The organism is Legionella feeleii, from assembly GCF_001467625.1.
GTDB lineage: Bacteria > Pseudomonadota > Gammaproteobacteria > Legionellales > Legionellaceae > Tatlockia > Tatlockia feeleii.
In genome coordinates this window covers 314436-335800 of the sequence record NZ_LNYB01000080.1, presented here as the reverse complement: position 1 = coordinate 335800, position 21365 = coordinate 314436, and the positions used below count along the sequence as shown (strand labels likewise).

The following is a 21365-nucleotide window of genomic DNA, read 5'->3' as shown; positions in this document are numbered from 1 at the left end:
CCTTTTATTCCATACAAGCAATAAGATGGGAGGAATAGATGGCTCCTGTTAAAAATTTAAGGCGGCGTTACACCAAATAATCGTTTAGCAATACCAGCCACATGTCGGCCCTGAAAGCGGGCTATTCGTCGTTCAACTTCACTTGGCATACGACTACCATCAGCCCCTGCTATAGTACCAGCCCCATAGGGTGAGCCACCTCGCATAGCACTGAGATCTGTTAATCCTTTTTCAGAGTAGGGAGTACCAACCAGGATCATGCCATGATGCATTAATGTATTCCAAAAAGATAAAATCGTTGACTCGTTGCCGCCGCCAGTACCCGTGGATACAAATACACTACCAATTTTACCAATTAAAGAACCGTTTACCCACATCCCACCCGTTTGATCAAGGAAATTACGCATTTGCGCGGCCATATTACCAAAGCGAGTAGGTGTTCCAAAAATAATAGCGTCATAATCCGCAAGTTCTGCCGGAGTTGCAATAGCCGCTTTTTGATCCAGTTTAATACCCGCTTTCTTAGCAATTCCCTCGGGCATTGTTTCTGGTACCCGTTTTATTGCAACATCTACCTCCTTTACCTCTAATGCCCCATTAGCAACTTCCTCAGCCATAATTTCGACATGGCCATAACTAGAATAATAAAGCACGAGCACTTTTGTCATTTGTCTCTCCTGGGTCAAAAACGATTATTGCGAAAATCATCCAAAGCCTGCATCACTTCATCGTGTGTATTCATAACAAAGGGACCAAGCCTGGCAATGGGTTCTTTGAGTTTTTTTGCTGCAATTAGCAAGCACCGCCCCCCTTTATCTCCGCCTTGTAACAACAACTGTTCTCCGGCACTTAATATTGCCAATACGCCCTGCTTAACCCCTTGTCCCTGAACCATCACTTCGCCTGATAAAACAAAAAGCATGGATTGATGGGTAGCAGGGATAATTTGTTGTAATTTTTGCTGATTTGAAAAAGTAATATCAAAAAACAACGGCGAGGTTGCAATACCACTAATCGGAGAAGACGTTCCGTTGTCAGTCTTTCCTGCAATCACCTTAATCGTGGTACCCGAGCTATGTTTTTCTACGGGAAGTTGCATAGCTGTATATTCTTGATAATGCGGCTCGGACCATTTGCGTTCAGCAGGCAAATTAAGCCATAGCTGCAAGCCCGTTAGACGGCCACTTTGCTGTCTGGGCATTTCTGAATGAATAATACCCCGCCCGGCAGTCATCCACTGCACATCACCAGGACCAATCGTACCTTGATGTCCCTGATTGTCCTGGTGAGCCATTTGACCATGCAGCATATAGGTGATTGTCTCAAAACCACGATGGGGATGCTCTGGAAAACCAGCAACATAATCCATTGCCTCGTCGCTATCAAAAAAATCAAACAGTAAAATAGGTTCGTAATTATTCTGTCTATCCGCACCGATATAGCGTTGAAGTTTGACCCCGGCTCCTTCTCTCATCAAGGTACCGGTAAGTAACTGTTCAATTTGAATGTTATTCATTGGCTTAACTCACAGAAATAGAGAAATAAGCATAGTTGAAAATGACGAATTTGCCCATGCAATTATTTGTTCTATGGAAAAATTAGCCTTCCAGCAGAAGGAAGGTAATCGCTTAAGAAATAGCAGAGGGATTTAAAGCTTGTCTCGAATTACAAAGAATGTGGTAGAATGGCAAAAATTTATTCTATGGGGTGAGCCGTGTTTCGCTTAAAGCTGGTGTTCGCTATTGTTGTTTATTTCGGGATTGTCCTCTTGGGACATGCTAGTGAAATCGTCTTGAAAGATGTTAACGGCAAACATATTTCTTTTTCCAGTTTGAAAGGCAAGTGGATATTCATAAATTACTGGGCCAGTTGGTGTAATCCTTGTCTGGATGAAATTGCCGAATTTAATCGTTTTTATCGTAATAAGAAAGATAAGGTAGCCCTCTTCGCAGTTAACTATGACATGCTGCCTGTAGAAAAGCAGTTGGATTTAATCAGGCAATACAATATCCGCTATCCAAGCCTGCAACATAATCCGGCAAGAGAGCTTCATTTAGGTAATATTCGTGGTGTACCAGTAACTTTTGTGTTTAATCCGCAGGGGGAATTAAGCCAGACCTTATATGGCGGGCAAACCTTGGCCAGTTTAAATCGTGTCATTAAGAACTCTTAGTATCATCCATTGCAGGGAATAAACGCGATTTTTGTGTCTCTGTTAAACGCACTTTTAACTGCCATCCTCCTTCCTCTGAGGTTGTTTCACTCAGTACAGCGCCTAATTGATATAATTGAGCGCGCAACTTTGCAGCACTGGCAGCGAGCCGGATTTCTTCTTCAATAATGTCACCCTGCAATTGGGTGGCAATGGCCTCGCGAAGCAAATCAAGGCCCACCCCTGTTTTTGCAGAAACCCAAACTTTATAGCCTTCTTCTTGTCTGTCCAGTTTCGGTTGCCAACCTTCTTGTTGATCAATTTTGTTAAAAACCTGAATAATAGGGATATCCTTTACCTCCAACTCATCCAGGACCTGCTGAACAGCAAACACCGTGTCCCGCCAATGTGGATCAGAAATATCAATCACATGCAGTAATAAATCAGCCTCTTGTGTTTCTTCAAGAGTGGCACGAAAAGCCTCTATTAGATGGTGGGGCAAATCACGAATAAAACCTACTGTATCCGTTAAAATAGCAGACGCAGCGCCAGGCAACTCCAATTTACGCATCGTCGGATCCAGAGTCGCGAATAACTGATCAGCAACATAAATCTGTTCACCGGTCAGCGCGTTGAATAAAGTAGACTTCCCAGCATTAGTATAACCAACCAGTGAGACAGTAGGCATAGCAAGCTTACGTCTGGCACGGCGATTTTGATCACGACTGCGCCTGACTTTTTCTAAACGTTTATGAATCGAACGAATGCGTTCACGCAATAACCGTCTATCCGTTTCTAACTGGGTTTCTCCAGGCCCGCGCAGGCCAATTCCACCTTTTTGCCGCTCCAGGTGGGTCCAACCGCGCACTAAACGGGTCGATAAATGCTGTAATTGTGCTAATTCAACCTGTAGTTTCCCCTCAAAGGTCCGTGCTCGTTGTGCGAAAATATCCAGAATCAAACCGCTTCTATCCACTACACGGCACTGAAACAAGCGCTCCAGATTCCTCTCTTGTGAGGGTGAAAGCTCATGATTGACCAAAACAAGCTCTGCCTGATGCTCTTTTACCAAATGCTGAATTTCCTCTGCTTTACCAAGACCAACATAATATTTGGCCTCAGGTGCAGCGCGCGTGCCCAGTACGCAAGCCAGCACCTCCGCTTGCGCCGAAACCGCCAATTCCTTAAATTCAGCCAATGCCGTTCCGGCATCAACCCCAGGAAGCGCTAATTGCACGAGAATAGCGCGCTCACCACCTTGCGGACGTTCAAACAACTGCATTTTTCCGGTAAAAAGAAGAGCTTTTAGTCTGCCATATTTCCCTCTTCCTCACCAGCAGAAAAATTCACCAGGCGTGAGGGAACTACGGTTGAAATGGCATGTTTGTATACCATTTGCGTCACCGAGTTTTTCAGCATCACAACATACTGATCGAAAGAGTCAACAATACCATGTAATTTAATACCATTGACTAAAAACACAGATACCGGGATCTTCTCCTTACGTAATGCATTTAAGAAAGGATCTTGTAGAAGGTGATTTTTTGACATTGCCCACTCCTTATTATTATTTTCAGGCAACCACTTACATTAGTATAGTCGTCATTTCACAATAAAACTTTAAGGTTTTGCAGCAACTCTATTATCACGTTGCATCCACCCTGGTTTTCGTTACTATAACAAAGGTTGTCCCAGTACCAATACAACATCTGCTGCACTATTAATAAGGAGGGATTTAAATGCCTAACTATTCCAGAGAGGAATTGCTAAAAATGGACCGGCCTTATGAGAGCCTGGTCACTGATTTCGCTTCAATGTCGGCAAGCAGGGAGGGATTAGCACAATTATCGCGCAAGGAAAAACTTCATTTAGTGACAACAATGGTTTTGCAATGCCCAGTCAATGAACTTGATACGTTTAAATCCAAGCTTCAAAGTTTAGAACCAATCACTGCCATTCACACCCTAACGACACAGGCATTGCAAATACGCACACTTATTGAGGCCTTGATCGAGCCTACCACTACCCAGGCACACACACTGCTTTTAGAAAACTTTAACGCCGACCTATTTAACCAATTCCAGCTTTTAAGCCACACGCTGGTAAACCAACATTCTACTTTGCTGGCTAGTTCTTTAGTGGATACCCTGCCGCAAGAGCAAGAACATGAATTAATGACTAAACTGCGCTCAGCATTTTGCAATACACAATTTTTGGTAACAATGGGGCAGGCTTTACTATTAAGACGACAACTCGACTTATTAAAAGGGGAAACACCTTCCGAACTGTTAAAAAGCCCGGAGTTTAATGTTGATTTGTTCCATAAATTCCATGTCTTGGTAACTCGCCACTTGGCATCAAAAACAGAAAGTATCGCTCAAAAATTAGCCACAGCACCACGAGGGGAGCTTTCCCAAATTGGCAGACATCTAGAAGGATTAACAAGACTGAGTCATGATGCAACTGGTTTATTTAGAGAAATAAGTTCTTTTTTTAGTGGATTTGCTGAAAGTCGTCGCCAAGAGATAGTGACTGCACCTGTTTCTATCGGAGCCAATTTTAATAACAGGTTTGCAGAAGAGGCACGAAGAAGAAATCGAACTCCGTCAGAAACTGATATGGAAATCGCTCATTCCGAATCACAGCTCTCTTCTTTCACGCAATCTCAATGACGAACAAGATTTCCTGGGGCTGTCCTGCCTTATAGAGCAGCTCTCTTTTGAACACAGAATATGATATCATATTGCACAATTAGTTTAACGACCGCCAGATAAACGATGAAGAGTGTCTTTATTGCTTTGTTAACAGTTCTGTTTCTTCCTGTTGCTGCACTGATGAGCTTTGCACTGATTGCTCTTACACTTGCGGCTGTAATTCTCTTTTCGCCATTGCTTGTTTTAGGTGGCTCTATTGTATCAGGCTCTTACCTCTCGGAAAAAATTACTGACTGGCTTTTCCCGACAGTGCCTATCTCTATAGAGGAATTTAGAAAACTAGGAAATACCCCTTTGTTTACTTCCCTGGGCTTAACGCTGCTATTTATTCCCTTAACAGTGCTACCAGTAGCCGCATTCGGGGTCGTCGTTGGAGCCTTGGTCACGGTATTATCAATTCCTATATTGGCTTTATCCGGGGCTTTTTGGACAGCAGAGCAAATTGTGAATCTGCTCTCTCCCGAGCCTGTTGTTGAAGCGCCGGTTGAACATAGCTACCATCACCTTGCCCCAATAGAAGAATCTCTTTACCAACCATCCGGGAAGAAGCCTCTTGAACACGCCCAGGAAGAAGAACCGTCTTCCTGTTATTCAAAAGGATTACGCTTTTTTGCTCCCTTATTGAACTGTTTACGATCTTTTGGAGGGTATGCGAATTCGGCAGATGTGGAATACACCAAGCGCAAAGGTCCATCCCCATAAAGAACCCGGAATTAAAGAACATACAGATAATACCGTTATTTCTTTAAGATATTTCTTACAAACCACCCAGCAAATTCCACCATGACATCCTCTCGGGACGCGCCTATACTATGAACACATAGGGAACGACATGGACAGTCTGACAGGATGTCGATTAAATGGACCAGCACACTGGACGTGCTTCGCCGCAAGGACGCGGCTTTTTTTTTATCTTATCTTTACTACATAAAGACCAATAATTCATCTCTCTCCCCTTTTCTCTTAACTAACAGGCAGGTTCCTGTTAGGGCAAAAAAAATTGGCATGCAAAATCGCTTAAAGGGATCGCTGTTAACGAGTTTATTGAATAAAACCTCACTCACCAGCGTCATAGCCTGAAAGTAATATTTGCCAGAGACTTCTTAGCCGAGGCGAATGATTTAAATCCGTGTTTGATAATTTCTCAATCGAGTGTCTTAGTCGTTGCAAATTACTTTTTTTCCATGACTGCCCCCTCCTAAATCGGCCCTTATCAAAATCAATTAAATAAACGCCTGATTCTGAAATCAAAATGTTATGGCAATTTAAATCGGCGTGATAAACACCATAGTCATGGAACTGGCGAATAAGACGGCCTAGTTCAAACCATAATTTCTCGTTAGAGCTTCCTAAATGTTGAGCAAAAGAGTAGGCGTGAGGAACACGCTCAATAATAATTTCAGCGTGATACCAGCCATAGGCCACTTTCCGATAGGCTGCTGCAATTGGCCTAGGTACGTTCAGACCTGCTTGATGAAGTTTGGTTAGAAGACGAAACTCACGAAAAGCGCGAACGAAATACTGATTAAGAAAAAAATGGGCTCTCCTGGTAATATGCACTACTAATCCGCCACGACCATAGAGGCGTAAAACCCAATCACCTTCTGGTCGCGCAATAAACCACGCCATACCCCTTCCACCAGCCATTATCGGCAAGGCATCTTTACCCCAAAAAGAGGGCTGAAACCAAAGGGGGTCTATTTTATCGACAAACTCCTCACACACCAGGATTCTAGCGTTAGATTGTTTCATCATCAGGGGATCGGCGTACTGCACACTCATCATTGGCAAACATTTATAAATAAAACAGACTGATTTTGGCCCTCATAATTGCACCTTCGTTCCGGCAAGTAAATATTTTAAATAGGTGTTTGCACTTGCCTAATCAATGGAAATAAGCGATAAGAGCATTATTTTCATAACCTGTTGGCCTGAAAAAATGAAGCCTGTTAATATTTTGTGTATTAAATGGGGGCAGAAATACAGTGCAAACTATGTAAACGTTCTGTATTCAATGGTTAAGCGTAATCTAAGACGCCCTTTTCGCTTTATTTGTCTAACGGATGATAGCAGGGATATTCGCCAGGAAGTGGAAATAAAACCAATTCCCCTGGTTGGTTTTCCTGATTTTGATCAACGGAAGAAATGGACCTTACAGCATGGCTGGTTAAAGTTAACCTGTTTTGCCAACCCTCTTCATGATTTGGAAGGGGAAACCTTATTTCTTGATTTAGATATTGTTATCGTGGGCAATTTAGATGATTTTTTTACAGTTGAAGGGGATTTTTTAGTCATCAGGGAGTGGGATAAATCGGATGGAACCGGGAATACTTCAGTATTTAAATTTACGATAGGCCAACATCAGGATCTCTTGGAGTCCTTGCAAAGGGCTCCTTATGGGCTTAAAAAAGTCCGCAATGAACAAGAGTACTGTACTCAGTTTATCGCCAAACAGAATCAATTAAGCTATTGGCCTCCTGGATGGTGTCAAAGCTTTAAACGTCATTGCCTGCCATCATTTCCCAGCAATTTTTATAGGCAGGCACAATTGCCAAAAGAAGCCAAAGTCATTGTTTTTCACGGCAAGCCTAATCCACATGAAGCAGTTCTTGGCAAAAGCGGTAAATGGTATCGTAAGGTTCTGCCTGTTAGTTGGATTGAGGATTATTGGTATTGAGAACAGCTAACATGCGTTGGATTAGAGTTTCCAGCGTCTATGCGACCATAACCACTGTTCAGGATGAACCAAAATGAGCTTTTCCAAAATCTGATTATAAAGTTGGGTATTATAATAGATAGCCTCTTCCGGTACTGTATATTGCAACCATTCCAATTGCGGATAGAATTCCAGGACATGCTTCCCATTCTTCAAGCGGTAACAAACCGAAGGGACAACAGGCGCACCACTTCGATGCGCCAAAGAAGCCAAACTGCGGTATGTACCGGCTTCTTTTGCAAAAAATTCCACGGCAATTCCCTGCTTGCTCTCAAGAGGCCCATGCTGATCCATCGGAAATAGTACGGCGTGGTTTGCTGCCAACGCCCTATATATTTTTCGAAGAGACCCTTTTTTGTCAATCACTGTCAGACCATTTTTATGCCAACGTCGAAACAAAAAATTTTCTAGAAATTTATTTTTTATCCTTTTACGAATAACATAGAATTGGCCTTTAAAGCCAGTAATGGTTTGAAGCCCTATAACAGGTGTAAACTCCCAACTACCCAAATGCCCCGTCAGTATAAGAACCCCTTTTTGAAGCTCAGCTGCCTTTAGCAAATATTCTGTACCCCGAATTTCAACTTTTCTTTTTAATTGGCTAATACTTTGAAAAGAAAATAGAAAGAAAACTTCTTTAATGATCATTACAAGATGGGAATAAAACGCCAGTGCTAAATGCTTTTTTTCCCCCTTTGAGAGAGTTTTTTGAAATACCAACTCTATATTCTGCCTCACTATTTTTCTTCTGATAGGAAGGAAATAGTAAAGAAAACGGCCGAGAAGGTTGATAGGTAATTGACAAAATTTTTTTTGTATTTCTGGCATTGATAGCATTCCCATCATTTAGAATTCCTGAGGAATATTTTCTTATAATTTCCAACGATTATAAGACCAGATCCATTGTTCAGGGTTTTGCAGGATTATTCTTTCTAAAGCTTGGTTATATGCCAGCGTATTATAGTAGATAGCTTTTCTTTTATCAGAGTAATCCAACCATTTTACCTCCGGATAAAATTCGGCCACATGCCGGCCATTTTTGAGGCGATAGAAGGCCACCGGAACCACAGGTGCTTTTGTATATCCTGCCAGAATGGCAAGGCTGCTATAGTTAGTAGCTTTGTGGCCAAAGAAATCAGCAATAACTCTTGCTTTTATTGTTTCACGCCCTCGTTGATCCATAAAAAAAAGTACAACTTCCTTGGCTGCCAACGCCCTACGTACTTTGGCTAGGGCGCCGCTATTTTTGATCGTAGGAAAACCAGCCTTTTCACAACGTTGAAATAAAATTTTTTCTACAAATCTATTTTTTAACGTTTTGCGAATACAGTGAATTTGTTTGTTAAAAGCTTTCAATGCATGAAATGATGTAAGAGGTGCTATCTCCCAATTACCTACATGGGCGCTAAGAAGCAAGACGCCCCTCCCTCTCGCAGAGACCGCTGAAAAATGCTCTAGACCTCGTATCTCCGTCCGCTGCTGCATGCGCTTCATTGGTGTAAAGGAAAAAAAAATCAGTTCCTTTAAGGTACAAAAAAAATGCGAATAATAGGCCATTGCAAAACGTTTTTTTTCTCGTTTCCCCATACTGGCCTGAAATACTAAATCAATATTTTTAAATACCACATCCTTTTTATAGGGCAAGAAATAATAAAGAAACCGCCCGGCCCAACTTACAGGTAATTGATTTAGTTTATTTCCTATTTCAATCATTCTTTTTGGCTCTAATCCTATGGTTTTCAATTTAAACAATAATTTTTAATGTAATTATCACCCTGTTATTTCTTAGGTCTTAAGATTTTCTTTAAATAGGCGACTTGTCGGTGCCAACTCCACAAAGGTACAGCAGGATAACCCGCCATTTTTGCTCCCGGCTGAACATTTTTGAATACAGCACTTTTTGCGAAAACCATTGCCCCATCACCTACTTTCAAATGACCAATAACCCCAACCTGACCAGCTAAGGCCACGAATTTTCCCAACTCTGTACTACCAGCAACACCAACCTGAGCAACTAAAACAGAACCTTTACCAACTTTGACATTGTGTCCAATTTGAACCAAATTATCGATTCTACATAGGTCCTCAATGACTGTATCATTGAGAGAACCACGATCAATGCAAGTATTTGCGCCTATTTCAACGTCATCACCAATAATAACTCGGCCTAAATGAGGGATCTTATAATGGCCCTCTTTATCACTAGCAAAACCAAAACCATCTTGCCCAATTCTAGCTCCAGGATAAATAATGGTTTTATTTCCAATAATGGCATGACTAATACTGACATTATTTTCGATCAGGCAGTCCTCACCGATTACAACTCGTTCACCAATAAAAGTATTTACCCCTATTTTAGAACCTTTGCCAATAATCACTTGCTCACCAATATAAGCACCAGGCTCAATTCTACATCCCTCGCCAATTATGGCAGTAGAAGAAATGTGGGCCTTCTCCGAGATAAAGCCTTTTTTTTCATCATTAGGAGAATAAAGTGCCTGTGCAATCAGAGCGTAAGCTTTATAAGGGTTCTCATGCACAAGCAAATGCATATTCTTTGGGGCTGAATCAACATAAGTGGGTGCAATAATACAGGCCCCTGCCCCTGATTTTTTTAAAGCACCAAGGTATTTTTTATGATGGAGGACGCACAATTGTGTTTTATCGGCTTCAGCAAGTGAGGCTAGTCCTTGAACTAGAAATAAATCTTCACTTACATTTCTATAAAGCTGTGCACCAGAAATTGTTGCCAACTCCTGAAGACTTAAAGGCTTACACTTTACATCCACTTTGGTAACTCTCATAGACTAATTCTCTTTAGGCTCGTGAGCCTAAACTTAATCCTTTTAACGGTAAATTCCCCGATTGGCATGACGCAGAAATTGTAGCAAATAGTCGATATGTTCACTGTTAGGTAACTCCTGTTCCATTATTTCAATGGCTTCGTTTAAAGTTAACCCCGAGTTATAAAGAATTTTATAAGCCCGTTGAATTTGCATACGCTCTTCTGACGTAAAATCATTTCGTCGTAACCGGGTGAAATTAACCCCATAAAATTTGGCTGGATTACCTTTTACAAGTGCATAAGGCGGCACATCTTTCGCTATCATGCTATTAGCGCCGATCATGGCCAAACGTCCAAGTTTGACAAATTGATGAATGCCACTCAAAGCACCAATGGTCACCCAGTCTTCCATAATTACGTGACCACCAATTCCTGCAGCATGGGCTAAAACATTATGAGCCCCTATGTGCACATCATGAGCCACATGCACATAAGACATGATCAAGTTATTGTTACCGATACGGGTTTCGCCGCCACCACCAGTTGTACCGCGACTAATCGTGGCATATTCACGAATGATATTGTCGTCACCGATAGTAAGTTTGCTTTTTTCTCCATTAAATTTTAGATCTTGGGGAACATTACCGACTATTGCACCATGATAAATCTGGTTTCGCTTGCCAATAGCAGTCCAACCCTCAATGACTACGTGGGCACCAATAACGGTACCCTCATCGATACAGACATGATCACCGATAATTGTGTAAGGGCCGATCTCAACATCTGACGCAATTTGTGCATGACGCGAAACAAGTGCTGTTGGGTGAATTTTAGGGTACATAACCACAACATTGTCACGTTGATGTGCCTGATCTAACGGACTCATAAGCACGGTGTCACCTCCTTTACAACTCTACACTTCACCCAGATAGGCAAAACTCATTAATGGATACCCAGAAATTTTATCGCTATTGTTTTATGAAAGAAGTGGAGCATGGCTCGCTTAAATCAAGCCATGCTCAAATATGATTAACAAAAATAGCTAAGTTTTATAAAAATATTTCTTACCATAAAATGCTGATTTATACGTAATTTATTTGCATTTTCGGGGTGTGAATAGGAATCAGCATTTAACTGGGGCAAGTATTGCTCTGAACCAATCCCCCCTTCGATTTGGAAGATACTGTTATTGGGTATATCAAAATTACCTGCGACAGAGATATTACCTGCTAAAACAGGGGCGATCCAAACGTTAGAGTCTGTTGATTGGTTAAATTGATAAATACCGTTTGCAGGCAGGGCACCTACAGGAAAATTAGTTGTCAGTGTTTCGCGCCACTCATTATCATAAGCACCAACCAGCAAAGAGGCTGAAACATCACCACCTAGACTTATATAACGGTTAAAAAACCATCGCCCACCCATACCAATACGCGGACCGATTCCATAATATTGGGACTTGTAATTAATCCCATCTCGAACAGGCTCGCTAGTGCCGACAAAATTCGGAATTATGGTCCCCGCGTAAACAGCATCAAACCGTTTGGTGAAATAGGCCGCCTTAATACCAAAAAATCGTGAAAATTGAATATTCTCGTAATTTTCTGCGTTAAAAAACCGACGAGTTATTAAATCACCTGTTTGGTAGGTGAATTTTGTCTTCACTGAAGCCACTGCTGCACCATTTAAGTTTTGAGCACCAAAATTGGCAATCTGCGATAAAGTATTAACGAGTACTCCGGGCGTTGTTGTGTTGTATACATCCCTTCGTCCTCTCGTTGATAAATAAGAATAACTTAAAACAACATCATTAAATGGGTTGAAGCGATAACCCGCACTAGCAGCAATACCCCAATTGGAATCGTTATCAGGAAAATGCGTTTTTACATAAGTTGTGTTATTTCCGCTAGAAATTGTTTTTGCCAAATATAATTTTCGGATACCCTCATCATTAATTGCACCGTAGAAAGGGGTCACACTCAACGAATATCCTGGGGATGCTGGTTCTTTTTCTACGTTTCCGACTGTCCCAGCGTACGAATTTGTGGTGTTTAGCGCAGTTAAAAGCAACACAGAAAAAGTGCTTAACTTACTGTACATATCTGATTTACTCCTTTAATTCAGTCAAAATAACAAGTCTAGATTCCCGAAAAGCTTAGGCATCATAGCAGCTTTATTTTTTCTATCCAACACTCTTTTCTCTGCGCAAAAATTTGCAGGGTGACAAAATTAAATGGCTGATTAATTTCTTTGTTTAAAACCACTTTGGAGCTATGCTCTAGCTCATTCAAAAGGCTGCATACACCTGTCCGATTTAGTCGAGCTTAAGAGGAACATTCATGGGTTCTAATCATTTGCAACCAGAAATTATTGACGCGGTGATTACCTGGGTTAACGGAAATGAATCGATTTATAGGCAAAAGCTCCTCCATTATTTGACGCAAACCACATTCGTTCATGAGGAAGCAATTAGCCCAACACGCTTTGGAGAGGTAGGTGAACTCGAATTCTGTCTTGTTTCGCTGTTTCGTTTTGCACCCTGGCTAAGGCATATCTACTTGGTTACGGATAACCAAACACCGGCATTACTTAGCAAACTTGCTGGGACTGACTATGAACATCGAATTCATCTTATTGATCATAAAATAATTTTTTCTGGATTTTCCGATGCTCTGCCAACTTTTAATAGCAGGACAATAGAGTCTCTGCTGTGGCGTATTCCTGGTTTAGCGGAAAAATTTCTTTACCTTAACGATGATTTTTTTCTTATAAGACCAGTCTCCCCGGAGAATTTTTTTTACCATAACAAGGTTGTATTGCGTGGGGAGTGGAAAAAGCAGCAATCGCATAGCGTGTATTACCGAATACGAGCGGCATTGAAAGCGTTTAAACAAAAATATCGTCCTAAGAAGGTACATGTTCCTAGACACTCATTAGCACAAATAAAAGCAGCACAATTGCTCGGCCATACAGAGAACTATTTCTACCTCTATCACAGCCCGCATAGTCTTCGTCTTTCAACGCTGGCAAATTATTTTTCTAACCATGCCGAACAATTAACGTTTAATATTAATTTTCGTTTCCGCCATGCCGAACAATTTCTAACAACTGCCCTTGCTTCCCATCTTGAGATTGCAAACAATAATGTTGTCTTTGAAGATAAATTGCGTTGTTTGCAGTTGAAATTATCTGCACAATCCTTGCGCCATGTAAAACGGCAACTTGCCGATGCGGACAGGGATAAAAATGTCGCTTTTGTTTGTATACAAAGTCTCGATAGCGTGCCCTTGTTAACACAGAACACCCTATTTTCCTGGCTTAACAAAAGAGTCGGCTCTTTGGATTCTTTCCTGGCTAACCAACTGGTGGAAGCGTGTATTCCTGATTAATTTCTTACTGGTTTGGAGAGTCTGTTAAAACTTCTAAATGCCTTCGTAGAAAAGTGTGTAGCTTGGGAATGATTAATTCAGGGAGATAGTGTTCATAAAGCTGAAGACTCTCTTGTTTTAATCGTTGATAGGATTTGTTTTTAATTAGTTCTGGCTTAAAATCTTCCATACTAATTGATACATTTCTAATGCCATCTTCAAAGGTAGCCCAATCTTTTTTGGAGATTGCGGGTGAAAAAATAGAAAAAGAGGGTTTATTGAGTGCTTTGGCTATATTAACTGCACCACCTTCATTTCCCACAATCAGATCGCATTTGTCCATGATAATAATAAACTCTCTTAAATTTTGCCCTATCAAATTAAAAGAAAGCTTTGCTTTTGTTGTCTTTGTACAACCGTTATAAACGAAACTTGCCTGGTCAGCTTGTTGGGGAAGATAGTTGAATAAAATATTCACATCATAGTTTTTCGCAATTTCATTAATTAAGATGAGCATATAATCCAATGGGTACGTTTTCCTGGCAGAACTACCAAGCAAACTAACCATAATTGTTTTTCGCGTTATTTTTACTTCATGTTTTATAAACAGTTCTTCTGCTTTTTTTCTTTCATTGAGAGTCAAAAAAAGTTTGGGTACTGGATCCAAATCAATAGTTAATGCTAAGGGATTGAGTAAGGATAGCTTTTTCTCAATAATCACTCCGAGATGTGGATGAGAAAATCGCTCAAAGGGGACTGGATCCGTATATAAAAAATTTCTTGCCCTCTTCTTGTGGGAAATGCGTCTAGTTGCCCCGCTAAGCAGAACAATAATCCAGCTTTCCAGTTTCGAATAAGCGTCAATGATTAGATCATAGTTTTCTTTTCTTATCGTAAATGCTAATTTTAAAAACTCTATTTTGCTTGTTCTGTGTTTGCGTCTGAAGAGCACCAGGCGATCAATGCTCTTGTTACCACGCAACACTGATTCCGTTGCCTCATAAATTAAATAGTCTATTTTTGCTGTAGGAAATCCTCTACGCAGATTATCGCAAAGTATACTGCCAACTAATACATCGCCGATTGCTTTATGCTGTATGACCAATATCTTCATAGGAATTTTTTTATTTTGCGTCGTGTATTTTTAAAGATCCAAAAGCGCCTTAGTTTAGTGAATTTATGTAATAGCTGCTCTCTTTGCGGGTCTAGGGGTTCTTCACAAAGTAACTTCCAGCATTTATAAACACCTGAAATATCAAAATTTTCTAACACTGTTCGTAATTTCTTAGGCAGGTAGTTCGTTTTTAGACTGGATTGAAAGTCAATTAGATAGGGCGCTCCATCTTCTCCATGAATAACATTACCCAGATTTCTTAAATCTAAATGTACTTGACCTCTGCGGTGCATGGCGCGCACTCTCTTTTCCATTTCTATAAAGAAGCGCTTTGGGAGGTGTTGCCTGTTTCTATAAATCTTTCTAAGGGACTCCCCTGATATATAGGAAAAGGCGACTGTGTATCTATCAAGAAGTAAAACCCTGCTGGTAACTCCGTCGAGTCCCAGGAGCCGATTTAAACAGTGATATTCAATCCTGGCAACTGTTCTAGCCACTAACAATCTTATCCACCAGGGACAATGTTCAAAACTCTTTATTGTAAGCTCTACCTCACCCTTGGTATACCTGAATACACGCGCATTCGCATAGCTACCGCTGCTTAGCAGTATTAAATTCTCTTTGGGTATATTTGGCCAATAGAGTGGGTCGTTTTTATCCTTAATACGCATACTATTGTTTTAAGCCATCTCAATTGTGAAAACCATCTAGGAAGGAGGCTAATTGAACCTGGATTGCCAATAAATTCATGCCATAGAAGAAATTGGCAGAAGGTTGCTCTAAACTACCCTCTGCCTAATATAGCTAGCTTTTACACATCAATATTTTCGGCATCCAATGCATTGCTTTCAATAAATTCCCGTCGCGGCTCAACATTATCGCCCATTAAGGTCGTAAAGATTTCATCGGCAGCGACAGCGTCTTCCACACTCACCTGTAGCATACGTCTAACTTCAGGATCCATCGTCGTTTCCCAAAGTTGTTCTGGATTCATTTCCCCAAGACCTTTATAGCGTTGTACGGTTTGTCCTCGTTTTGCCTCATCCATCAACCAGTTGATAACCTCTTCAAAGGACTCTATTGCTTGTGTCCGTTCGCCACGCTTGATCATGGCACCTTCTTCAATAAGAGATACCAGTTTTGTTCCCAAGCTAGCGATTTCTTTGTAATCCTTCGAGAAGAAAAATTCGGTATTTAGCAAAATAGGATTGACCAGGCCGTGCTGGGTAACCATCACGCGAGGGACGTAATAACCACTTTCGTTATTGTGAATGACATCGACTGCATATTGATGAGTTTTGCTTCCTAGCTGCTGTAACCCCGTATGTAGTTGCTTTGCCCAGTTACCAATAAGTTCTTGATTGTTAAAATTATCATGCTGTAATGCGGGTAGATAAAGTATTCTATTGAGAATTTCTGCACTATAACGCCTTGATTGACGCTTTATAATTTTCTCAACCCGTCTATATTGCCGCACCAACTCTTCCAGAGCCTGAGATGAGATTGCTGGAATCTCTTTGCCCGGGAAAAATTCAGCATTATCCAATGCCGACTGTGTTAAGTATTCAAATAAGGCGTCATCATCTTTTACATACTGTTCTTGCTTACCGCGCTTAACTTTATATAAAGGAGGTTGAGCGATATAAATGTAACCGCGTTCAACCAACTCGGGTGTCTGGCGGTAGAAAAAGGTCAGCAATAGGGTACGAATATGCGCACCATCCACATCGGCGTCGGTCATAATAATAATACGGTGATAGCGAATTTTATCCGGATCGTATTCATCAGGACCGATGCCACAGCCTAATGCTGTGATCAGTGTAGCTACTTCCTGGGAAGAGAGCATTTTATCAAAACGTGCTTTCTCCACGTTGAGGATTTTACCCTTAAGCGGCAGAATTGCCTGAAACTTCCGATCGCGGCCTTGTTTTGCAGAACCGCCTGCAGAATCTCCCTCAACGATATACAATTCAGAAAGGGCGGGATCTTTTTCCTGACAATCAGCTAATTTCCCTGGTAGGCCAGCAATATCGAGCGCACCCTTGCGTCGAGTCATTTCACGTGCCCGACGCGCTGCTTCGCGAGCTCTTGCTGCATCAATAATTTTACCGACAATCGATTTGGCAATTGCTGGGTTTTCTAAAAGAAAATCATTTAATTTTTCAGCTACCAGAGATTCTACCGCCGCTTTCACCTCCGATGAAACCAGTTTATCTTTGGTTTGTGATGAAAACTTTGGATCAGGAACCTTGACGGATAATACGGCAGTTAGACCTTCACGGGCATCATCACCAGTAGTGGTTATTTTTGCTTTTTTGGCAAACCCTTCATTCTCAATATAGGTGTTAAGTGTACGTGTTAATGCAGCGCGGAAGCCTGCCAAATGCGTACCACCATCGCGCTGAGGAATATTGTTGGTAAAGCAAAAAATAGTTTCCTGGAACGAATCATTCCACTGTAAAGAAAGGTCTACACTGATGTTGTCTTTAACACCGCTTAGTGAGAAGACGATCGGCATAATAGGTGTTTTATTACGATTCAGGTGCTCAACAAAGGCCTGAATTCCTCCCTCATAGCGGAAAGTATCCTGCTTTTGAGACCGTTCGTCGTAAAGATAAATGCAAACGCCGGAGTTAAGGAAAGAGAGTTCTCTTAAACGCTTGGCAAGTATATCGTAATGGAATTCAATATTGTTAAAGGTGTTGGCACTTGGTTTAAACCAAACTTGTGTCCCTGTTGCAGTTGCATCCCCTGTCACTGCAAGGGGTGCGTCGGGAACACCATTACGGTAGTGCTGTTCGTGCAGCTTTCCATTTCGGCGAATCGATAGATGTAACTCTTCTGAAAGGGCATTAACAACAGACACCCCTACTCCATGAAGTCCCCCAGAAACCTTGTAAGAGTTATCATCAAATTTTCCACCTGCATGTAAAATTGTCATGATAACTTCTGCCGCTGAACGACCTTCCTCTTTATGAATATCAACCGGTATTCCACGGCCGTCGTCTTTAACAGTGATTGATTCATCGGCATGAATGGTGACGCGGATTTCCTTGCAGTAACCAGCCAAGGCCTCATCGATGGAGTTATCTACAACCTCAAAAACCATATGATGCAAACCAGTGCCATCGTCGGTATCACCTATGTACATACCTGGACGTTTTCTAACTGCATCCAGGCCTTTTAAAACTTTGATATTCGACGAATCGTAACTGGCATCAACGCTCATAAAGATCCTCTTTACCTATGGCTGTAACAAATTGGCTATTATACCACTAGTTGAAGCCATTTTGTATGATTCATCTTGCCATACTTCTGCTGAGTTTCAGCCTGGCAAGTTTCCTGTTTCACGTGAAACAATCCTTAGATTTCTTCCCTGTACAAATTTGTTAAAGTGTTAAGTTACTCTCTGTTTCTACCCGGGGAGTGATAGCAGGCTCATCAGCAGCGGGTGACTTCGTTGGTGCAAAGAGTGAATCGGTGCATAATGATGGAGAGGAAAGTACTTTTAATCGCGGTAAACCCAATTTTATCATTGCGTTTTCAACAAAACTGGTAAGATGGTCTGTCAGTATCTTTAAGCTGACTTTTTCAATTGTATGGAAGGGGTGATCTGTATCAGCCTGATAACGATGAAGTAAATCCAACTTCATTTTGTTATCGTGGTAAACGGAGATATTCAGGCCGCTGTGAGTTTTATCATGCAATAAATTGGCTATGCCGGTGCCAGGAGGCAAGCCTTGGATACCGGAAAACCAGTGTCCATAAGAGTCTATAACAAGGCAGTTCCCCCAACTCGAAACGTCATCCAGCACACTCCCAGCTGCTCGTTCGAATACAACAAACTCATGATTATACGTGGTACCGCGAATCTCAAGCATTGTATTTTCAACGCGAGGCCCCTTATTAACACCATAAAGGCTCAATAGCGCCAAACTGACCAGTGTAGCATGTTCCTGGCAGCCATTTAGTCCTTGCCGAAAGGCAGTCATCACACAGAGAACTAACGCTTCGTAGGTGCAAATCGCTTTGACAGCTGTATTGATATTCTCAAGAAGCTCTGTTTTCTCATTTTGCAGACTTACTCCCTTATATCTTGTGGGCAATTGTCTACTCATTCCCAATACTGCTTGTTGTCCTTCAGCTAGTTCCGAGGTAAGTTTCTTTGAAATGGATGACATCAGGGGGACGTGTAACCCATACGCTTTTTCCCTGGCCGCCATATCATTTTTAATAAGCCGTTTTTCAAGGAAATCAAATAATTCCTTTAGTGATGCTAAATCAATACTCATGATGTCACTTGTGGTTAATGAGCTAAACCTGGTATTTTGCCTCAAATTTCCGAACATGTGAAATGGCCATTTTTAATAGAAAAAACTTTGTAGTCAGTAATTTCTTTTTCTATAAAAAGGCTGTCAAAATTAATGCAGGTAATGAAGAATTGTCCCGGAATGGTTTCAATTAATTTAAACAAATTGTTAACATGTGATTGATCCAGCTCTGAAGAAATATCATCACAGAGATAAAGACAATGTTTAGTTATTAGTTTTGCCTGTGCCAGTTTTAATGCAAAGAGAATAATTTTCTGTTGCCCTCGTGACAGATACTGTTTCGCTTGCAAATTATCACTATTCACAATCAGGTCGGCTTGATGTGCTCCATACTGCGTAAATTGGCGATGTAGATCACTCTCATAACTATCAGCCAAGATAACTGATAAATGCTTGCCACTCCCTCGCCTATCCCATCCTTTGTAGTAAGTTAGTGACGCTTTGCTGTCTGTCAGCTGGCTTAATAAGGTTTGAAACTCTCTATTGAGTTCAACAAAGTATTGCCCACGTAGGTTGTCTAACTGTTCAGAGAGCGTTACTAACAGGTTATCCCAGGGTACGAGTTGACTTGGGGCTGCCTTTTGCCGCAACAAACTATTTCTTTGTTTTAGTACTCTTCGAAAATCTTTCCATAGCGAATGATAAGATTGTTTCACGTGAAACAATCCCCAATCCAATAAACTACGACGCATAGATGGACCAGCATCAATAATCTGAAAAATATCCTGGTAAAAAACCTGACAAGGCAAAAAATAGGCTAATTCACTACTACTTTGGCAAGGGGATAAATTAATACGAACTTGTGTTGGTGAAAGAGGAGATTTCTGTATACTGATCGTTTGTTCATCGTCCGCTCTGGCAAAAACTGTCAAAGAGTCAGATGACTCTCTCACCAAGGGTGAAATTTCTCTTGTGCGAAAAGAATGCCCACTGCCCAAAAGGTAAATAGCCTCTAAAAAAGAAGTCTTTCCACTGCCATTAGCGCCAACAATAATATTGAGATGAGGGTGTAGATCTAAACGCGCAGATTCAATATTACGAAGGTTTTTGATCTGCAAATGGGCAAGGCTCATAATTTCATAGGCATGATAATATATTGGTAATGTTCATCCTGTACTGACTCAACCAAAATACTACTATCAGTAGTCGACATTGATAAACGTATCAATCCCTCCGGAACAAAATTTAAAACATCAAGCAGGTAGCCCGCGTTAATTCCAATTTTTAATTCATTACCATCGGTATGAGCTTCCAGTGACTCCATCGCTTCCTCTTGTTCCTGATTATTTGCAACTAGCGTAAGGAGAGCAGGTTGCACATGCAGCAACACCGCACGGGATTTCTCATGAGCCAGAATAGCGATTCTGGCAAGAGCCCTCTTAAGCAGATCACGATCTAAGAGTACAAATTTATCTTGTTCTTTAGGAATAGCCTTGGCATAAGGAGGAAAGCGGGCTTCAATCAATCTGGATTGAAAGGTATATTCCTGGCTAGACAATTTAAAATAATTCTTACCAGCAGCAATGCCAATTTGCTCATCTGATATATTATTAAGCAATCTAAGCATTTCCTGAACACCCTTCTTGGGTAGTAAAAAGCGATGATGCGACACGATGGAATCACAAGGTAAACGGCATACTGCCATGCGATGACCATCAGTAGCTACAGCAGTGATTACATTCGCATCTAACTCTAGTAGTAATCCATTTAAAAAAACCCGAACATCCTGCTGCGACATGGCAAAATGGGTAGATTGCAGCAAATGAATCAGATCTGTACGCGATAAAGAAAATTCAACCTCGCTAACTTCATTCTCACTAGAGGGAAAATCATCCGCAGGCAAAGTGGCCAGTTTAAACTTACTGCGCGCAGCACTAATAACGACTGTGCTATCTTTCATCGTAATCGTTGGGCAGGCATCATCATCAAGCGAACGAATAATATCAATAAATTTTTTCGCAGGAACCGTTATCTTGCCTGCTGAATGACTCATATTGCAGTTAATAAGGGCTGTAATTTCCATTTCCAGATCAGTCGCTGTAATAAACAAACGATTATCATTCAAGGCAAGCAAAAAATTAGATAAAATAGCCAAAGATTGCTTCTTATCAACCGCACCGGCAACTGTCAACAAAGGAGTAAGTAGTTGTTCCTTAGTAAGAGTCAGATCGAACATAGTTAATCC

General features: G+C 41.2%; 20 protein-coding genes. 5 read left to right on the top strand and 15 right to left on the bottom strand.

What is annotated here, in order from left to right; genetic code table 11:
- Positions 1–56 precede the first annotated feature (56 nt).
- Positions 57–668 carry an NAD(P)H:quinone oxidoreductase gene (gene wrbA, locus Lfee_RS09210; RefSeq protein ID WP_058446032.1) on the bottom strand — a complete coding sequence of 204 codons (612 nt, stop codon included), beginning with the start codon at positions 666–668 and terminating at the stop codon, positions 57–59.
- A gap of 14 nt (positions 669–682) precedes the next feature.
- On the bottom strand, positions 683–1516 hold the full coding sequence (locus Lfee_RS09205) for a pirin family protein (protein ID WP_058446030.1): 834 nt from the start codon (positions 1514–1516) through the stop codon (positions 683–685).
- Between the two features lie 198 nt (positions 1517–1714).
- Here Lfee_RS09205 and Lfee_RS09200 point away from each other — a divergent pair, with 198 nt between their 5' ends.
- Complete coding sequence (locus Lfee_RS09200; protein WP_058446028.1) at positions 1715–2173, top strand: TlpA family protein disulfide reductase; 459 nt, start codon at positions 1715–1717, stop codon at positions 2171–2173.
- Here the strand turns inward: Lfee_RS09200 and hflX are convergent.
- Both hflX and hfq read right to left on the bottom strand, forming a co-directional pair.
- Entirely contained in the window at positions 2160–3428 is a 1269-nt protein-coding gene (gene hflX / locus Lfee_RS09195) for a ribosome rescue GTPase HflX (protein WP_058446316.1), read from the bottom strand. The genes Lfee_RS09200 and hflX overlap by 14 nt on opposite strands.
- Before the next feature lie 29 nt (positions 3429–3457).
- Positions 3458–3703, bottom strand: coding sequence for an RNA chaperone Hfq (gene hfq, locus Lfee_RS09190; RefSeq protein WP_058446025.1), 246 nt, complete (start codon positions 3701–3703; stop codon positions 3458–3460).
- A 188-nt stretch (positions 3704–3891) separates the two neighbouring features.
- Between hfq and Lfee_RS09185 the strand changes: the two genes are divergently transcribed.
- Together Lfee_RS09185 and Lfee_RS09180 are read left to right on the top strand one after the other, a co-directional pair.
- Positions 3892–4824, top strand: a complete 933-nt coding sequence (locus Lfee_RS09185; RefSeq protein ID WP_058446023.1) for a hypothetical protein — start codon at positions 3892–3894, stop codon at positions 4822–4824.
- A 105-nt stretch (positions 4825–4929) separates the two neighbouring features.
- Positions 4930–5568 carry a hypothetical protein gene (locus tag Lfee_RS09180; RefSeq protein ID WP_058446021.1) on the top strand — a complete coding sequence of 213 codons (639 nt, stop codon included), beginning with the start codon at positions 4930–4932 and terminating at the stop codon, positions 5566–5568.
- A gap of 354 nt (positions 5569–5922) precedes the next feature.
- On the opposite strand, the gene Lfee_RS09175 is transcribed toward Lfee_RS09180, so the two are convergent.
- Positions 5923–6651 (bottom strand): 3-deoxy-D-manno-octulosonic acid kinase, encoded by a 729-nt coding sequence (locus Lfee_RS09175; RefSeq protein ID WP_064088288.1) that lies wholly within the window; start codon positions 6649–6651, stop codon positions 5923–5925.
- 154 nt (positions 6652–6805) lie between these two features.
- On the opposite strand from Lfee_RS09175, the gene Lfee_RS09170 reads away from it, so the two are divergent.
- Complete coding sequence (locus Lfee_RS09170; RefSeq protein ID WP_172606836.1) at positions 6806–7543, top strand: glycosyltransferase; 738 nt, start codon at positions 6806–6808, stop codon at positions 7541–7543.
- A 21-nt stretch (positions 7544–7564) separates the two neighbouring features.
- On the opposite strand, the gene Lfee_RS09165 is transcribed toward Lfee_RS09170, so the two are convergent.
- From Lfee_RS09165 to Lfee_RS09145, 5 genes are all read right to left on the bottom strand, one after another.
- Entirely contained in the window at positions 7565–8428 is an 864-nt protein-coding gene (locus Lfee_RS09165) for a lysophospholipid acyltransferase family protein (protein ID WP_238584905.1), read from the bottom strand.
- 24 nt (positions 8429–8452) lie between these two features.
- Positions 8453–9295: a lysophospholipid acyltransferase family protein gene (locus Lfee_RS09160; protein ID WP_058446018.1), complete on the bottom strand. Its 843-nt coding sequence runs from the start codon at positions 9293–9295 to the stop codon at positions 8453–8455.
- 65 nt (positions 9296–9360) lie between these two features.
- Positions 9361–10386 (bottom strand): UDP-3-O-(3-hydroxymyristoyl)glucosamine N-acyltransferase, encoded by a 1026-nt coding sequence (gene lpxD / locus Lfee_RS09155; protein ID WP_058446017.1) that lies wholly within the window; start codon positions 10384–10386, stop codon positions 9361–9363.
- A 42-nt stretch (positions 10387–10428) separates the two neighbouring features.
- Positions 10429–11259, bottom strand: a complete 831-nt coding sequence (gene lpxA, locus Lfee_RS09150) for an acyl-ACP--UDP-N-acetylglucosamine O-acyltransferase (RefSeq protein WP_058446016.1) — start codon at positions 11257–11259, stop codon at positions 10429–10431.
- A gap of 137 nt (positions 11260–11396) precedes the next feature.
- Entirely contained in the window at positions 11397–12467 is a 1071-nt protein-coding gene (locus Lfee_RS09145; RefSeq protein WP_058446015.1) for an Lpg1974 family pore-forming outer membrane protein, read from the bottom strand.
- A 239-nt stretch (positions 12468–12706) separates the two neighbouring features.
- On the opposite strand from Lfee_RS09145, the gene Lfee_RS09140 reads away from it, so the two are divergent.
- A complete protein-coding gene (locus Lfee_RS09140) occupies positions 12707–13756 on the top strand; it encodes a hypothetical protein (RefSeq protein ID WP_058446013.1) in 1050 nt (349 codons plus the stop codon).
- A 4-nt stretch (positions 13757–13760) separates the two neighbouring features.
- Here the strand turns inward: Lfee_RS09140 and Lfee_RS09135 are convergent, their stop codons facing one another.
- The 5 genes from Lfee_RS09135 to dnaN all read right to left on the bottom strand — a co-directional run bounded on the left by Lfee_RS09135 (position 13761) and on the right by dnaN (position 21356).
- Positions 13761–14849, bottom strand: coding sequence for a glycosyltransferase family 9 protein (locus Lfee_RS09135; protein ID WP_058446010.1), 1089 nt, complete (start codon positions 14847–14849; stop codon positions 13761–13763).
- 811 nt (positions 14850–15660) lie between these two features.
- Positions 15661–18078: a DNA topoisomerase (ATP-hydrolyzing) subunit B gene (gene gyrB / locus Lfee_RS09125; RefSeq protein WP_058446006.1), complete on the bottom strand. Its 2418-nt coding sequence runs from the start codon at positions 18076–18078 to the stop codon at positions 15661–15663.
- Between the two features lie 160 nt (positions 18079–18238).
- Positions 18239–19141, bottom strand: a complete 903-nt coding sequence (locus Lfee_RS09120) for a hypothetical protein (RefSeq protein ID WP_131753133.1) — start codon at positions 19139–19141, stop codon at positions 18239–18241.
- Positions 19142–19182: 41 nt separating this feature from the next.
- Positions 19183–20253 (bottom strand): DNA replication/repair protein RecF, encoded by a 1071-nt coding sequence (gene recF / locus Lfee_RS09115; RefSeq protein WP_058446002.1) that lies wholly within the window; start codon positions 20251–20253, stop codon positions 19183–19185.
- Positions 20250–21356, bottom strand: coding sequence for a DNA polymerase III subunit beta (dnaN, locus tag Lfee_RS09110; RefSeq protein WP_058446000.1), 1107 nt, complete (start codon positions 21354–21356; stop codon positions 20250–20252). The genes recF and dnaN overlap by 4 nt, the downstream gene beginning before the upstream one ends.
- Positions 21357–21365 lie beyond the last annotated feature (9 nt).

Excerpts from the sequence above, each read along its gene's own strand:
- wrbA (WP_058446032.1), bottom strand. The coding sequence starts at position 668 with ATGACAAAAGTGCTCGTGCTTTATTATTCTAGTTATGGCCATGTCGAA.
- Lfee_RS09205 (WP_058446030.1), bottom strand. The coding sequence starts at position 1,516 with ATGAATAACATTCAAATTGAACAGTTACTTACCGGTACCTTGATGAGA.
- hfq (WP_058446025.1), bottom strand. The coding sequence starts at position 3,703 with ATGTCAAAAAATCACCTTCTACAAGATCCTTTCTTAAATGCATTACGT.
- Lfee_RS09185 (WP_058446023.1), top strand. The coding sequence starts at position 3,892 with ATGCCTAACTATTCCAGAGAGGAATTGCTAAAAATGGACCGGCCTTAT.
- Lfee_RS09180 (WP_058446021.1), top strand. The coding sequence starts at position 4,930 with ATGAAGAGTGTCTTTATTGCTTTGTTAACAGTTCTGTTTCTTCCTGTT.
- Lfee_RS09175 (WP_064088288.1), bottom strand. The coding sequence starts at position 6,651 with ATGATGAGTGTGCAGTACGCCGATCCCCTGATGATGAAACAATCTAAC.
- Lfee_RS09170 (WP_172606836.1), top strand. The coding sequence starts at position 6,806 with ATGAAGCCTGTTAATATTTTGTGTATTAAATGGGGGCAGAAATACAGT.
- Lfee_RS09165 (WP_238584905.1), bottom strand. The coding sequence starts at position 8,428 with ATGATGGGAATGCTATCAATGCCAGAAATACAAAAAAAATTTTGTCAA.
- Lfee_RS09160 (WP_058446018.1), bottom strand. The coding sequence starts at position 9,295 with ATGATTGAAATAGGAAATAAACTAAATCAATTACCTGTAAGTTGGGCC.
- lpxD (WP_058446017.1), bottom strand. The coding sequence starts at position 10,386 with ATGAGAGTTACCAAAGTGGATGTAAAGTGTAAGCCTTTAAGTCTTCAG.
- Lfee_RS09145 (WP_058446015.1), bottom strand. The coding sequence starts at position 12,467 with ATGTACAGTAAGTTAAGCACTTTTTCTGTGTTGCTTTTAACTGCGCTA.
- Lfee_RS09140 (WP_058446013.1), top strand. The coding sequence starts at position 12,707 with ATGGGTTCTAATCATTTGCAACCAGAAATTATTGACGCGGTGATTACC.
- Lfee_RS09135 (WP_058446010.1), bottom strand. The coding sequence starts at position 14,849 with ATGAAGATATTGGTCATACAGCATAAAGCAATCGGCGATGTATTAGTT.
- gyrB (WP_058446006.1), bottom strand. The coding sequence starts at position 18,078 with ATGAGCGTTGATGCCAGTTACGATTCGTCGAATATCAAAGTTTTAAAA.
- Lfee_RS09120 (WP_131753133.1), bottom strand. The coding sequence starts at position 19,141 with ATGAGTATTGATTTAGCATCACTAAAGGAATTATTTGATTTCCTTGAA.
- recF (WP_058446002.1), bottom strand. The coding sequence starts at position 20,253 with ATGAGCCTTGCCCATTTGCAGATCAAAAACCTTCGTAATATTGAATCT.
- dnaN (WP_058446000.1), bottom strand. The coding sequence starts at position 21,356 with ATGTTCGATCTGACTCTTACTAAGGAACAACTACTTACTCCTTTGTTG.